This is a genomic window from Bacteroides acidifaciens (genome assembly GCF_903181435.1).
Taxonomy (GTDB): domain Bacteria; phylum Bacteroidota; class Bacteroidia; order Bacteroidales; family Bacteroidaceae; genus Bacteroides.
Genome location: NZ_CAEUHO010000001.1, coordinates 153,853 through 167,496 on the forward strand (window position 1 = coordinate 153,853; position 13,644 = coordinate 167,496).

Annotated in this window: 11 protein-coding genes; 3 read left to right on the forward strand and 8 right to left on the reverse strand. The window is 43.1% G+C overall.

Annotation, left to right across the window (positions count from 1 at the left end; genetic code table 11):
- Nucleotides 1-20: 20 nt before the first annotated feature.
- Complete coding sequence (locus CLIN57ABFB40_RS00590; RefSeq protein WP_175628443.1) at nucleotides 21-1,331, forward strand: DUF58 domain-containing protein; 1,311 nt, start codon at nucleotides 21-23, stop codon at nucleotides 1,329-1,331.
- Between the two features lie 69 nt (nucleotides 1,332-1,400).
- On the opposite strand, the gene CLIN57ABFB40_RS00595 is transcribed toward CLIN57ABFB40_RS00590, so the two are convergent.
- The 4 genes from CLIN57ABFB40_RS00595 to CLIN57ABFB40_RS00610 are packed head-to-tail and all read right to left on the reverse strand — an operon-like array spanning nucleotide 1,401 to nucleotide 3,275.
- Nucleotides 1,401-1,628 (reverse strand): immunity 17 family protein, encoded by a 228-nt coding sequence (locus CLIN57ABFB40_RS00595; protein ID WP_175628444.1) that lies wholly within the window; start codon nucleotides 1,626-1,628, stop codon nucleotides 1,401-1,403.
- Nucleotides 1,625-2,038, reverse strand: a complete 414-nt coding sequence (gene tsaE, locus CLIN57ABFB40_RS00600) for a tRNA (adenosine(37)-N6)-threonylcarbamoyltransferase complex ATPase subunit type 1 TsaE (RefSeq protein ID WP_175628445.1) — start codon at nucleotides 2,036-2,038, stop codon at nucleotides 1,625-1,627. The genes CLIN57ABFB40_RS00595 and tsaE overlap by 4 nt, the downstream gene beginning before the upstream one ends.
- A gap of 20 nt (nucleotides 2,039-2,058) precedes the next feature.
- Nucleotides 2,059-2,862 carry a metal ABC transporter permease gene (locus CLIN57ABFB40_RS00605; RefSeq protein ID WP_175628446.1) on the reverse strand — a complete coding sequence of 268 codons (804 nt, stop codon included), beginning with the start codon at nucleotides 2,860-2,862 and terminating at the stop codon, nucleotides 2,059-2,061.
- Nucleotides 2,859-3,275 (reverse strand): phospholipase, encoded by a 417-nt coding sequence (locus CLIN57ABFB40_RS00610; RefSeq protein ID WP_175628447.1) that lies wholly within the window; start codon nucleotides 3,273-3,275, stop codon nucleotides 2,859-2,861. The genes CLIN57ABFB40_RS00605 and CLIN57ABFB40_RS00610 overlap by 4 nt, the downstream gene beginning before the upstream one ends.
- A 113-nt stretch (nucleotides 3,276-3,388) precedes the next feature.
- Here CLIN57ABFB40_RS00610 and CLIN57ABFB40_RS00615 point away from each other — a divergent pair, with 113 nt between their 5' ends.
- A complete protein-coding gene (locus CLIN57ABFB40_RS00615) occupies nucleotides 3,389-4,501 on the forward strand; it encodes a leucine-rich repeat domain-containing protein (protein WP_175628448.1) in 1,113 nt (370 codons plus the stop codon).
- A 25-nt stretch (nucleotides 4,502-4,526) separates the two neighbouring features.
- Nucleotides 4,527-5,528, forward strand: coding sequence for a M28 family metallopeptidase (locus tag CLIN57ABFB40_RS00620; protein ID WP_410489584.1), 1,002 nt, complete (start codon nucleotides 4,527-4,529; stop codon nucleotides 5,526-5,528).
- Nucleotides 5,529-5,696: 168 nt separating this feature from the next.
- On the opposite strand, the gene CLIN57ABFB40_RS00625 is transcribed toward CLIN57ABFB40_RS00620, so the two are convergent.
- From CLIN57ABFB40_RS00625 to CLIN57ABFB40_RS00640, 4 genes are all read right to left on the reverse strand, one after another.
- Complete coding sequence (locus CLIN57ABFB40_RS00625; RefSeq protein WP_175628449.1) at nucleotides 5,697-7,709, reverse strand: RagB/SusD family nutrient uptake outer membrane protein; 2,013 nt, start codon at nucleotides 7,707-7,709, stop codon at nucleotides 5,697-5,699.
- 13 nt (nucleotides 7,710-7,722) lie between these two features.
- Nucleotides 7,723-10,956 carry a SusC/RagA family TonB-linked outer membrane protein gene (locus CLIN57ABFB40_RS00630; protein WP_175630310.1) on the reverse strand — a complete coding sequence of 1,078 codons (3,234 nt, stop codon included), beginning with the start codon at nucleotides 10,954-10,956 and terminating at the stop codon, nucleotides 7,723-7,725.
- A 576-nt stretch (nucleotides 10,957-11,532) separates the two neighbouring features.
- Entirely contained in the window at nucleotides 11,533-12,249 is a 717-nt protein-coding gene (locus CLIN57ABFB40_RS00635; protein ID WP_175628450.1) for an SDR family NAD(P)-dependent oxidoreductase, read from the reverse strand.
- A 42-nt stretch (nucleotides 12,250-12,291) separates the two neighbouring features.
- The gene (locus CLIN57ABFB40_RS00640) at nucleotides 12,292-13,521 is read right to left on the reverse strand and encodes a 3-phosphoshikimate 1-carboxyvinyltransferase (protein WP_175628451.1); all 1,230 of its coding nucleotides are present in this window, start codon (nucleotides 13,519-13,521) and stop codon (nucleotides 12,292-12,294) included.
- Nucleotides 13,522-13,644: the final 123 nt, after the last annotated feature.

Here is a 13,644-nt window from a genome sequence, read left to right on the forward strand (position 1 = left end):
TTTAATATCTGATTGATAAGTTGTATTTAACCCGTCGTTTCTATATTGCCCTTGTCGTAATTATCCTCTTGTTGGGTAGTGGATACGTTTTTGCTCCGCTTTTTGTTATCGGACAGTGGGTGCTTTTTGCCTTTTTCCTGACTGTGTTGGCGGATGGCTATCTGCTTTATAGTGTTCGTGGAATTCAGGCATTCCGCCAATGTGCCGACCGTTTCTCCAATGGGGACGAGAATGAGGTAAGTATCCGGGTAGAGAGTAGTTATCCCCGTCCTGTCACTTTGGAAATCATTGACGAAATTCCTTTCATCTTTCAGAAGCGTGATATTGATTTTTGTGTCAGTCTTCGGGCAAACGAAGGGAAAACGGTTAGTTACCGGCTTCGTCCTACGCGTCGGGGCGTTTATTCTTTCGGACATATCCGGGTTTTCGTTACCGGGCGGATAGGTTTGGTTTCCCGTCGATACACTTGCGGCAAACCGACGGATATCAAAGTATATCCGTCTTATCTGATGCTTCATCAATATGAATTGTTGGCTATCAGTGATAATCTTACCGAACTGGGAATAAAGCGTATACGCCGTATAGGTCACCACACAGAGTTTGAGCAGATAAAAGAGTATGTGAAGGGTGATGATTACCGTACGATAAACTGGAAAGCGAGTGCCCGCCGACATGAACTTATGGTGAATGTTTATCAGGATGAACGCTCACAACAGATTTATAATGTGATAGACAAGGGGAGAGTGATGCAGCAGGCTTTTCGTGGAATGACTTTGCTCGATTATGCAATAAACGCTTCGCTGGTACTTTCGTACGTTGCGATGCAGAAAGAGGACAAGGCGGGTTTGGTGACTTTTGATGAGCATTTCGATACGTTTGTCCCTGCTTCCAAGCAACCAGGACATATGCAGACCTTGCTTGAGAAACTTTACAGCCAGAAGACTACTTTCGGGGAAACGGATTTCTCGGCTCTATGTGTGCATCTGAACAAGCATGTCAGCAAACGGAGCCTGTTGATATTATATACAAATTTCTCCGGTATATCCAGCATGAACCGTCAGTTGGCTTATCTGAAGCAATTGAACCGCCAACACCGTCTGCTTGTCGTCTTTTTCGAGGATGCCGAATTGAAGGAATACATTGCCACTCCTGCCAAAGATACGGAAGGCTATTACCGCCATGTGATTGCGGAAAAGTTCGCTTACGAAAAGCGGTTGGTTGTTTCTACCTTGAAACAGCATGGAATCTATTCCTTATTAACTACACCGGAGAATCTTTCGATAGATGTGATTAATAAGTATTTGGAGATGAAAGCGCGGCAGTTGCTTTAGACATAAGAACAAAGGAGGCTATTTTTGCAGTCTTTTGTCCTTTTGTGCTTTTGTCTGAAAAAGGTTGCCTCAAAGAGCAATGGCTTTCCGTGTTTCCACAAAGAAGAAAATGGCCATACCGATGATGATAACCCCTAGTATGCCGTAGAATAACCGTGCCCGGTTTCGTCCTACGTTTCTGACAATGGTCTGTGCATTGCGTGTTGTGAAGAACCAGTTCCAGTTGAGCAATGACGCCAGCAGGGAGACACTCCCTGCCAACGCAAATATTCCTTGTACGATATATTGTCCGGTCATAGTTTAATAACTCTGCTTCCGTCTTCCAGTTCTTCAATCGTTACTTTTACGGCATCGCCCGGCAGCAGCTCTTCTACAAGTTCCGGCCATTCGATGAAGCAAAGCGCACCGCTGTAGAAATAATCTTCGTATCCCATGTCGTACACTTCATTCAGCTTCTTGATACGGTAAAAGTCGAAGTGATAAATCAATTCCCCTGTCTCGTCCGAACGATATTCATTGACGATGGCAAAAGTAGGAGAGCTGATAACGTCTTCTACGCCCAATTCTTCGCAGAGTGCTTTGACAAATGTCGTTTTGCCGGCACCCATCTTTCCGTACAAAGCAAATACAGTGTTGTCGCCCATAGCAGCAATGAATTCGCGGGCTGCTTCATGGATATTTTCCAGTGATTGAATTTTGATTTCCATATGCTAATCTATTATAATGACTATTTCCTGCAACAACTCTTTCCTATTTTGCAAACAGCATAAATCAGGATAGAGAAGAATATAATCGAGGCTCCCGAAGGAACTTTCCAATGATAAGAAATGAACAATCCGCCCAGGCATCCCAAGAAACCGATAACGATGGACAACCAAATGATTTTCTTGAAACTATACGTGAATAAGTTGGCAGTCATTTGTGGAATGGTGAGAAGGGAAATGGCTAGTACGATACCCACCATGCGCAGACAGGCTACAATCGTCAGCGCGATGAACATCATCAATACATATTCGAATATCTCTACCGGAATCTTCTGTGAACGTGCGAACTCACGGTCGAAAGCGATATATACAATGGGACGGATAAACAGGTAAAAGAATCCGGTCAGCAGCAGTGCCAGTATACCGAGCATCCATAAGTCAGCCTGATTGATAGTCAGGATATTCCCGAACAGATAAGCAGAGAGGTCGGGAGCGAATCCCGGTGACAGAAAGCTGAACATGATTCCCAATGCCATGCCCAACGTCCAGAATACGGCTATGGCAGAATCTTCACGCATATCTTTCCGCCTGCTGAGCCATTCGACGCCAAAGGCGGACAAAACGGAAAAGACGGCAGCGGAGAGTATCGGGGAAATTCCCGCGAACAACCCTAAGCCTATTCCACCAAAAGAAGCATGGGTGATACCCCCACTGATAAATACCAGGCGGCGGGTAACAATGTATGTTCCTATGATTCCACAGGCGATACTTGCCAGCAGGCTTCCTAACAGGGCATGTTGAAAGAATGTATATTGTAGTAGATTCATGTTCTTCTTTCTCCGATAATCAGGAACACTTCATCTTTAAGCTCGTCCGGCAATTCAATGCCGCGAAGTTGTAGGCTACGTACCCATCCTGCCACTTCATCATCTTTGGTGGTGTATAATACATCCCGAAACATATCTGTCTCTTCTTCTGAGTATGCACTCCCTTCGCGTCCGATGAATTGGTCCAGTTCTTCATCATCGTAATATTCTATTTTCTTGCTGACGGCAGCCAGCAGGCTGTCTTTTTCGCATACTTCGTGTTGTCCGCAGCATTCTGTATCCACTTCCTTCACTTCCGGCATACGGTCCAGTTCGCCTCTCTCTATTTTCTTTTGCAGTCTTTTGTTGCGGATGATTCCGGCTATCAGTGCGATAACACCCAGCAATACCAGACCTATAATGAGTATCCACATAATCGTACTAAATCAAATTTCTGCAAAGTTACTTATAAATTTGCATTCTATAGGCGTATGATATCTATTTCTTTTCTTACTTTTGTACATTACAAATTAAAGGTACTTGTACTATGAAACAAAAGGAACTGCTGTTTGGTTTGTTGGGCTTATGTTTGTTGGTAGGCTTGATTTCTTGTTCTGATGAAGATAGAAGCGTGTTTGGAGACGACTTCGAAATTCCGGAATTAACGGATAATAATACGATTCAGTTTACGGTGGATGCTACCGGTGAATGGAAGCAGTTACAGATAGTTGCCGGCGGTGGAAAAATGGCTATTGAATGGGGAGACGGACGGTTGCAGAAGATAGCAAATCCGGGAGATGCCCCTATTATGTATAAATATGGAAATTCCAGAGCTTATCAGGTGAGGATATGGGCGGAAGAAATAGATATCTGTAATGTCGAAGCTCTTTTGATTCCTACAAGTAATTTTCGTTTAGGTTATTTCCCTAAGATGAAAACCTTATTGCTCAGCAGTTTAATGAATACTTCGAAGATTGATTTGAGTTCCTCTTGTCCTAATGTAGAGGTGGTTAGCATTGGTAATTGTCCTGACTTGGAACTTCTCGACATTGACAAGTGTCCGAATTTGAAAGGGCTACAATTTTATACGCTCCCAAAATTGAGTTCACTAAAGTTGGGAGAACATCCCGTTTTGGAAGGCTTGTCCTGTACCGGGTGCAGCTTACAATCTCTTTCATTGAAAGGATTGCCATCTCTGAATTATATCTTTTGCTATGATAATCCGCAATTGTCCACGTTGGAATTTGATGACGGATTGGCACTGTCGACATTACGTATCAGTGGGTGTGCCTTCCGGTCATTAGATTTTTTATCTCAATTGCCCTTATTGACAGAGTTGAGTTGCGGCTCTAATCAATTAACCGAATTGGATTTGTCGCAACAGCCATTATTGTATACTTTAGATTGTAGTAATAACAGACAATTAGAGAGTGTCTTGATTCCTGAGAATAATCAATTACGAGGTTTGGAATGTAATTCTTGTAATTTGGATGAAAATGCCTTGAATTCGATATTTGATAAATTGATTAAAATTCCTGCGGATAATCCCGGATACGGAAAGTCATATTTTATTTCTTATTATAAAAATCCGGGAGAAAATCTTTGTAATAAAGAACTGATTAAAGGATGGGCTATCAGTAAGGCTCCTTCTGCTAACTAACATGGATAACGCTAAAAAACAGGATATGATGAAGTTAATTCTGATATTGTTTGGACTGTTGTTTACAAGAGTCATAACTTTTGCACAAGCTCCTTTAGAAAAAGGATTGCAAAGTATCAACCGCTCTTCTGCTGAAGCCACTATCGGTTTTCTTGCAGCAGATGAGCTTCAAGGACGCGAAGCGGGATTTCATGGTTCGTATGTATCTTCGGAATACATAGCTTCTTTATTACAGTGGATGGGCGTACAGCCTTTGAACGACAGCTATTTCCAGCCTTTCGAAGCCTATCGGAAAGAACGCCAGAAGAAAGGGCGTCTGGAAGTTCATCCCGATTCTATTACCAAACTAAAAAAGGAAGTTCACCAAAAGCTTTCCATGAGGAATGTATTAGGAATGATTCCCGGCAAAAATACTAAGGAGTATGTGATAGTAGGTGCTCATTTCGACCATCTGGGAATAGACCCTGCACTCGATGGCGACCAAATTTATAATGGCGCGGATGATAATGCATCCGGTGTATCGGCTGTATTACAAATAGCAAGAGCATTTGTAGCCAGTGGGCAGCAGCCGGAAAGAAATGTAATTTTCGCTTTTTGGGATGGAGAAGAAAAAGGATTGCTTGGTTCTAAATACTTTGTACAGACTTGTCCTTTTGTCTCTCAAATCAAAGGCTATTTGAATTTTGATATGATTGGCCGTAATAACAAACCTCAGCAACCCTGCCATGTGGTCTATTTCTATACGGCTGCCCATCCTGCTTTCGGTGACTGGCTGAAAGAGGATATTAAGAAATATGGCTTGCAGTTGGAACCGGATTATCGTGCATGGGATAATCCGACAGGTGGAAGTGATAACGGGACATTTGCCAAAGTGGGTATTCCAATCATATGGTATCATACAGATGGACATCCCGATTACCATCAACCGTCTGACCATGCCGAACGGCTGAACTGGGATAAGGTCGTGGAAATCACCAAGGCATCTTTCCTGAATATGTGGAAGATGGCAAATGAGAAGTCTTTTTAAAAATCTGTCATTCGGAGTGTAGTAAAGGACTCCTTTTTTATTTGTTTAGGAGTGGGGATTCTTCGCTACGCTCTGAATGACAGATAGTTCTGATAAAAGGCTGAGCATATAATGGTAAGGTCGATTTATTTATGAAATCAATGAGTATAGCCTTTATCTTTTTTATTGTTATTCTACTGGTTGTGCACCGGTATCTCCTTCAATCTTCCAACCCGGATTCTGATAAACCACAGAACTTGTAAAGTCATTTTTGTCCGAAGCAGTCTGGCGGAATACAGCCATGCCTATCGGATTCAGATAGTGAGCCGGAGTAAAGAGGAAGCCGTTCTGCCCTGCTATCAGGTTATTCTTCGTGATTTTTTCGTACGGAAGAATATAGTTGCTTAAATCGGATGAAGACATATTGCCTTCGGCCGGATCTACTTTACATAAGTCTTGCAGTTGATCTTCATAGTCACTTCCCCAGTATAGCATACCTTCTACACGGTAAGGCTTGGATATTAACTGGTCGCACGCACGCCAGCGCTTCAAGTCTTCCCAACGCAAAGCTTCTGCACAAAGTTCGTTGCGGCGTTCACGGCGAATATTATACAATGTAGCATCTATCAGTTGCCCGTGAGAATAAGCACCGAAATCGCCTTTGGCTTCTTCGCTCATTTGTGTCGCGGTAATTGTCTTGTTATAGTCTTCGTCCACTTTGGCACGTCGGCGTAAAGCTTTCCAATATCCGTCGGCTGTTGCGTCAATTCTGCCGTTCTTTTCGTAGGAAGCTTCCATGTAGATCAACATGGCTTCTGCAGCACGGAAAACAATGCCGCCTGATGTTCCTGCACTGTGGTCATTGGCCATATGACTGGAGTAATGTTTGCCTTTCTTGATGATGAAACCTGTTGTCGCCAGACTTCCCTTGTCGCCGTAAATGAAGCGGATAGAACAATAGCTGGGAGTACCGTCATTACCGTAATAATTCACATCACCCTCATCTTCCGTATTCGCATCGCCTGGCTTTTTGGTAAAGATAACAATACGTGAATCCCGGTTTTGCAGAGTGGAGTTGACTCCTTTCTTTTCCCAATTATGTTCATAACCCGAACCGTCTGCGTAGATCGGAAGCCCGTTGCGCATAAGGAAAGAGTTGACCATGCCGCGAGTCCATCCGGAACCGCCGCCGTTGCGTTCCAGTTCCATTTGCAGGTTACTTGTCACCAACCCCTCCTTGAATTGTTTCCACATCAGAATTTCATCGTATCCTTCCATATTTTCATCGCAGAACATGGTATAATAAGGGTTGATGGAAACCAGACTGGCATTCATTCCCTCGGGAGTATCGGTGTTCTCTGCCAGTTTTCCGACAATATAGTCGCCCACTATTTTGGACGATTTCATGGCTTCGTCAAGAAAATAAGCTATTTCTGTGTCAATGTTGAAACCGCTCACGTCTGCGGGATTTCCCGGCCATCCTTTTCCACCGGGTACGAATGCCGTCCCTTTATGGTACTTTTCCCAAGTTGCTTCGAAGAGGGCTACACGTGCACGCAGTAAATGTGCTACATTTCTGCTGATACGATTCTTTTTACCGGGGCTATTATCAAGCAATAATTCTGTCGCTTTCTGCAAATCATCTAAAATGAAACGTGCCACCTTATTACGTGGTTGACGCTTGCTGGATTCCACCAAAGTCTCTTCTACGTCGGGCAATGCTGTGGTGATGATGGGCAAATCTCCTAAAGAAACCAGCAATTTATAGTAATTATATGCACGTATCACATACATCTCTCCGATGTAATGTTTTACATTATCCTGATTGCCGGTGATGGTACCCGCTTCGAACTTAGGTAAAGTGTTGTCAAAGAAATAGTTGCAGGCACGTATCTTCTTCCAGTCCCAGTCGCCTTCGCCCGACGGAACTTTCTTCTGACCGGGTATCCAGAATGCCGGGGAGTCACCGCTGGCTTGGTTATCAGTATCGTTATCTTTGCCGAAGAAGTTAATGCCATACGCGTCCGTCACAGTTTCAAACGGATAAGCATTGATAGTGTAAGCAGCCAAATCACTTTCAGATGCGAAATATTTTTCGGGAATAACTTTATCCAGAGGTTCCCTGTCTAGAAAATCATTACAGCCGGTCAGTCCGCCCAACAGCAATGTCCCTATTGTTAAAAGTTTGATATGTTTTTTCATAATTTTCTGTCATTTAAAAAGTTGCACTTAAACCGAATGATACAGTTTTGGATAATGGATAGGTACATCCGTCCCAGTTGCCGATACCGACAGTTTCGGGATCGAATGTGTCAGCCAGATTGGTAATGGTGAATAAGTTTTCTGCCGAAACAAAGAAGCGAAGGTTGTTCACGCAGAACTTTTCTGTCAGTGATTTGGGTAATGTATAGCCTAAAGTCACGTTCTTCAGTCGGCAATAAGCCGCATTCTGCAAGTAGCGGGTCTGCGGATTACGGTTTCTGTCGTTCTCAAGAGGGCGAGGATAATAACCGCCGAGATTGGGGCCTAATGGATTAGTCGTATCTGCTCCACGGAAATAGTCCAGATGTTGCTTGAAGAAGTTAGTCTGCCAGTAACCTACTGCCCCCCAGAACATGGTGGAACCGCTTCCCGGCATATAGTCACGTTTCATAGTTCCTTGGAAGAACAGTTTCAGATCAAAGCCTTTCCAGGCGGCATCCAGATTCAAGCCAAAGTTATAGCGTGGTGTACTGTTACCGATCTTTTTCAAGTCGCCATGGTCTGCAAGGGTCTTGTTACCTCTGCTTATCTGACCGTCGCCATTCAAGTCGGCATACATGACATCACCAGCTCCCCAACCCGAACCCAGTACGTCTTGTGCGCCATTGGGCATACTGGCGAGATGATCCTTCATTTCCTGATCGGTTTTTGCGATGCCGACTGTTTGGAAGCCCCATATGTCACCTACATGAGCACCGGCATAGTACGTATTGTTATTATCCTTATCGAGAATTGTGTTTGATGGGTTGGGATATCTGTCGATGACTACTTGGTTGTCCGACAGGGATAGAGTAACTCCATATTTGAAGTCACGGATTTGGTCGCGCCAGTTTACCTGTATTTCCCAACCTTTGGAAGTCATATCGAGGTTATTTACTTTGGGGACATCAATACCCAGCAGGTTGGGAAGTTCGGGGGCGGGGCCTACCATATCTTTTGATTTACGTTGGAAGTAGTCGAATGTCACATTCAGGCGATTGTTGAGCATCGACAGGTCGAAACCTAGATCTAGTGTTTGTGTCTTTTCCCAAGTCAGCAAGGAAGATACCAGGGCAGATTCCTTGGAAATGTTCGGTTTTGCACCGTTTACCAACCAGCTGCCTAATGCATAATTGCCCCATTGGTTTTTGTTAATGTCGATGGTGCGATAGAACGGGTACCAATTATCTGTATTTTGGTTACCCAGTTCGCCCCATGAACCGCGTATCTTGAGTGTGCTGATCAAGTCGGTAAAATCTTCGAAGAATGCTTCACGGGCGATGTTCCATCCTAAAGAGAAGGACGGGAACAGATTCCAGCGGTTATCCCGGAGGAAACGTGATGTGCCGTCGTAACGCATATTGACTTCTGCCAGATAACGTCCCTTGTAATCATAGTTGAGACGTCCGAAAAATCCAGCGGTTGCCCATTCGCTGTATCCACCTCTGTTCTGTGCATTCGTTTGGGTGGTATTTAATGTGGCGACTCCTGACATGATACCATCTTGTGAAGCGGTAATATCACGTTGTTTGAACAATTCACTTTGGAAGCCCAGCATCACTTTAAAGTTGTGTCCACTTTCCAGTGCCTTATTATATTCGGTAAAGATGTTCGGGTTGAAGAAATTGCTCTTATATGCATATTCTGTCACACCGGAAGTCTGGTTGGCAATTATATAAGGGTCTTTGTTCACGTCATAACCATATACGGTCTGATAATCGGTATGATTGAAGTCATAATTGGAGCGGTAGTTCAGCTCTACGTTGATTTTCCAGTCTTTGATGGGTTCAACGATGAAAGCGAGTTGATGTGCCATCATGTCCTTTTGCGATTTGTAGCGTCCGCCTTCTGTCAATTGGTAAATTTTGGATTCGACAGTGTAGAATCCGTTCGGGTCTACTACCGGAATGACAGGCCAGTAACGGCATACGTCGAAATAGAACACATTGCTCTTGATGTCTCCGCCGGCAAATGAAGGAGCTTCATAGTCTGTGCGGTTGAAACGCATACTATAACTTATCTTTAACCATTTAGTAAGGTCGGCATTGATTTTTGCTGTAAAAGCGTATCGTTGCTTGTTGTCATCACCAAATTTCAACAGACCACCTTGGTCTAGATAATTGGCTGAAAGATAATATTGTATCTTATCTGTACCACCGTTTACGCTCAATGAATGTTCGTGAGTGAAACTGTTGCCGAACAATGTTTTCAGCCAGTCGGTGTTGCCGGCAGGCATCACATCCTTGCGTTGGGGGTCGTCGAATGAGTTCCATCTTCCTGCATCGGTCGGCCACATATACTGTGTACCTTTTCCTGCTTGGAAATCCAGAATTTGTTGAAGTTTTGTGTCACTGTACATCGGAGTTTGCCCGCCATTTGTCAGCTGATCGTTAATGGCCAGGGCAAAGTTGTAGGAATCAGCCATTTCCGGCATATTCAGTGGAGATACGAAACGGAAGTTGTTGTTATAGTTGACTACCGTCTTTCCCGATTTACCTTTCTTTGTTGTAATCAGGATAACTCCACCTGGTGCACGGGAACCATAAATGGAAGAAGCGGCTGCATCTTTCAGTACGGAAATATTCTCAATGTCCTGTGGATTGATCGCATTCATGTCTCCCTCCATGCCATCAATGAGTACCAATGGTTCTACCTTCGAACCGGCACCGATTGTTCCGACGCCACGAATGTTGAATTTTTTATCCGAACCTAAGGAGCCGCCACCGTCACCGGTAGAGATGTTCATGCCCGGAACTACACCTTGCAAAGCCTCGATAGTAGAATTGACGGGACGTGCCGCGATTTCTTTTGCTCCTACAGTGGATACGGCTCCTGTCACATTTACTTTCTTTTGTGTACCGAAAGCAACAACAACGACCTCATCCAGCTTTTGAGTATCGTCTTTTAGAATGATATTCAATGATTGTCCGGTGAATTTGACTTCCTGAGTCTGATACCCTACAAAAGAGATGACAATAATGTCTCCGGTTTTTACATTGTTTAGAGAGAAATCACCGTCAAGTCCGGTGATTGTACCGTTCGTTGTGCCTTTGACTACAACGGATGCGCCGATAATGGTTTCACCTGTTGCATCTTTTACAACACCTTTGCAAGTAGTACCCTGCTGTACAACGGAAACATTCAAGGTGTTTCCACCAGTCTCCGAATAAACGGTTCCTGCTGACACTGTCAGTAGAAACAACAACATGCTAACTGACTTTAGTTGTTTTAACATAGCATTGAATTTAAAGTTTTTTCCTAGAGTCTGGAGTAACTTTTTAATAAGTCCTTTCAGAACTTATTCTTGACATAAAATGCTTGGTTTAAAACTTTAAAGTCGGGAATCTACTCTTTTGGAACGCTGTATTTTCTACTTATTATCTACCGTTTTCATATTTGTTAGATGACTGTTTTTTACTTGATAGAATAATGATATTTAAGGAAATAAGAGATGTGTTTATATTAGAATTGAATATTAAATAAGCATTGTTGTGCTTTTAAAAAGAAATAATGCACTTTAATTTGATATTTTTTCTATAAATGAGTGCAATATATTAAAATATATTATATATTTGTATTGTTAATTCTAATTTATAAATCATCCTAGTTCTGAAAGAACTTATTCTTCCATCATTAATTATTGAGTCTTAAAATCCGTTTCCATTGCGTTTATCTTGTATATTTGTGAGTCTATCGTCATTATTGGGAGAATATGTTTAGGAAGGATTACAGACATGGCTGAAATCCGGTAGATAGCAATATTCGTATAAACTATTATCAGTTACTACATCCGGCAATAAATAGCTGACGGTATCAAGCGAAATAGTAGGGCTACGTATTTCCATCTTTTTGAGATAAATGCTACTTTTTTCTTCTTATGAATAGCCTCTTTTATTTGTTTCACAGCTTTATCAACAGGAGTTACCCAAAACAGTCCCTCTCCTTTAGCCATCGCTGTATCTACAAACCCCGGACGGACATCTGTCGTATGAATAGGATAGGGGGATTTGGTGGCTTTCTGCCGTAGTCCTTCCATATAGTTGATTTGATAGGCTTTTGATGCATTGTAGGCAGGTGCGATGCCGCTACCACGTGTACCGCCTACGGAAGAAATGGTGACTAAATGCCCGCTCTCTTGTTGTTCAAAGTAACGGAATCCCCAATCGGCTATGTTGGTGAATCCTATTACGTTGGTCAATAAAGTCGGTTCTTCCAGTTGATAAGAAAGTTCGGGATTGAGCTCTCCCGTGCCGGCACAGATTATCAGTATATCCATTCCACCCATTTCTTGCACGAGTGTTTCCAAACACTGAATGGTAGTCTGCATGTCGGTGATGTCGCATACTTGATAGAATAGTTTGTCTTTGTCTTGGGCGCATATCTCTTGTAGCAGGTTTTCTCTGCGACCTGTAATGCCGATGAGGCAATCTTCTTGAACATATGCTTCCGCCAGCCCGCGGCCAATACCGGAAGTTGCGCCTATAATTAGTATTTTCTTCATTCGGGGAGTATCTTTCTTGAAATCTTCCACTATATCTGGCTATTAATCTTCGTTTATAATCTGAAATCCAGCCTGTTTCAAATCTTCCCAGTATCCGGGATATGATTTGGTAACGACTTGCGGGTCGGCGATTTGCATAGTAGGGTGGCAGATTATTGCCGGTGCAAATGCCATTGCCATCCGATGGTCTTCGTATGTTGCAATGACGGGAGTTTCTTCCGGTTCGCATCGTTCGCCGTTCCACATTAATACGCTGTCATTCTCTTCTTCGATTAGGTATCCCAGCTTTTTCAGTTCATTCCTTAAAGCGGCAATACGGTCGGTTTCTTTTATTTTCAGACTTTGCAGTCCTGTGAAGCGGAAAGGAATGTTCATCAAGGCACAAGTGACGACAAAGGTCTGTGCCAAATCAGGTATGTCAATGAAGTCTTCTTCCAGGCTTTCCGGTGCTTTCCCTGTCTTTTTGAGTTTAACTCCTTTGGTGGTAAATTCTGTAGTTATTCCTAACCGCGAGAATACTTCCGCTCCACGGCTGTCTCCCTGATAACTGTTACGGAATAATCCCAATAACTCAATTTCAGTTTTTTGGGATAATGCTGTAATTTGATACCAATAAGAAGCTGCGCTCCAATCACTCTCCACTGTAAACGGAATGCTTGTATAAGATTGTGGAGCTACGGAGATGCTGTCTGAAGAAGTCCATGCTGCTTTTGCACCGAAGTCCTGCATTAATTGTAATGTAAGGTTGATGTAAGGGCGTGAAATAATCTCACCGCTCAGATGCAACACCAGACCGTTTTTAAGTGCCGGAGCTATCATCAGTAAAGCTGAAATGTATTGGGAGCTGACATTTCCTTTCAGCGCAATCTCGTTCCCTTTCAGTTCTGCACCTTTTATGCGTAAAGGGGGGAATCCCTCATTATTGGTATAGCTTATTTCCGCTCCCAGTTCACGAAGGGCATTGACCAATATTTGTATGGGGCGTTGTTGCATGCGTATTGTGCCTGTGATTATCCGTTCTCCCGGTGTAACACTCAAATAGGCTGTCAGAAAGCGCATGGCGGTTCCGGCAGCCATGATGTCAATTGTTTCTTCATTTTGGGTGAGGGCTTTTATCATCACGCGTGTATCGTCGCAATCGGATAGATTGTCAGGAGTACAGTTGCTTTCTGCCAATGCATTGATAATGAGTGCACGGTTACTGATACTCTTGGAAGCCGGCAATTGAATTGTGGCTTTGATTGCGGAAGGAGCTGAAAGTCTATAACGCATTTTTTTATCATCTTAGGTTTGAGATGACAAAAATAGGCATTTTTCTTTGATTCTCCTTTCCTGAAGTTCAAGATTCTGTAGTTTATGGTGATTTGTTGCAAGGATTTTTTATATTTGTGCTAT

What these genes read in the sequence shown, in the direction of transcription:
- CLIN57ABFB40_RS00595 (WP_175628444.1), bottom strand. Translation starts at nt 1,628, where the DNA reads ATGACCGGACAATATATCGTACAAGGAATATTTGCGTTGGCAGGGAGT.
- tsaE (WP_175628445.1), bottom strand. Translation starts at nt 2,038, where the DNA reads ATGGAAATCAAAATTCAATCACTGGAAAATATCCATGAAGCAGCCCGC.
- CLIN57ABFB40_RS00605 (WP_175628446.1), bottom strand. Translation starts at nt 2,862, where the DNA reads ATGAATCTACTACAATATACATTCTTTCAACATGCCCTGTTAGGAAGC.
- CLIN57ABFB40_RS00610 (WP_175628447.1), bottom strand. Translation starts at nt 3,275, where the DNA reads ATGTGGATACTCATTATAGGTCTGGTATTGCTGGGTGTTATCGCACTG.
- CLIN57ABFB40_RS00615 (WP_175628448.1), top strand. Translation starts at nt 3,389, where the DNA reads ATGAAACAAAAGGAACTGCTGTTTGGTTTGTTGGGCTTATGTTTGTTG.
- CLIN57ABFB40_RS00620 (WP_410489584.1), top strand. Translation starts at nt 4,527, where the DNA reads ATGATGAAGTTAATTCTGATATTGTTTGGACTGTTGTTTACAAGAGTC.
- CLIN57ABFB40_RS00625 (WP_175628449.1), bottom strand. Translation starts at nt 7,709, where the DNA reads ATGAAAAAACATATCAAACTTTTAACAATAGGGACATTGCTGTTGGGC.
- CLIN57ABFB40_RS00630 (WP_175630310.1), bottom strand. Translation starts at nt 10,956, where the DNA reads ATGTTGTTGTTTCTACTGACAGTGTCAGCAGGAACCGTTTATTCGGAG.
- CLIN57ABFB40_RS00635 (WP_175628450.1), bottom strand. Translation starts at nt 12,249, where the DNA reads ATGAAGAAAATACTAATTATAGGCGCAACTTCCGGTATTGGCCGCGGG.
- CLIN57ABFB40_RS00640 (WP_175628451.1), bottom strand. Translation starts at nt 13,521, where the DNA reads ATGCGTTATAGACTTTCAGCTCCTTCCGCAATCAAAGCCACAATTCAA.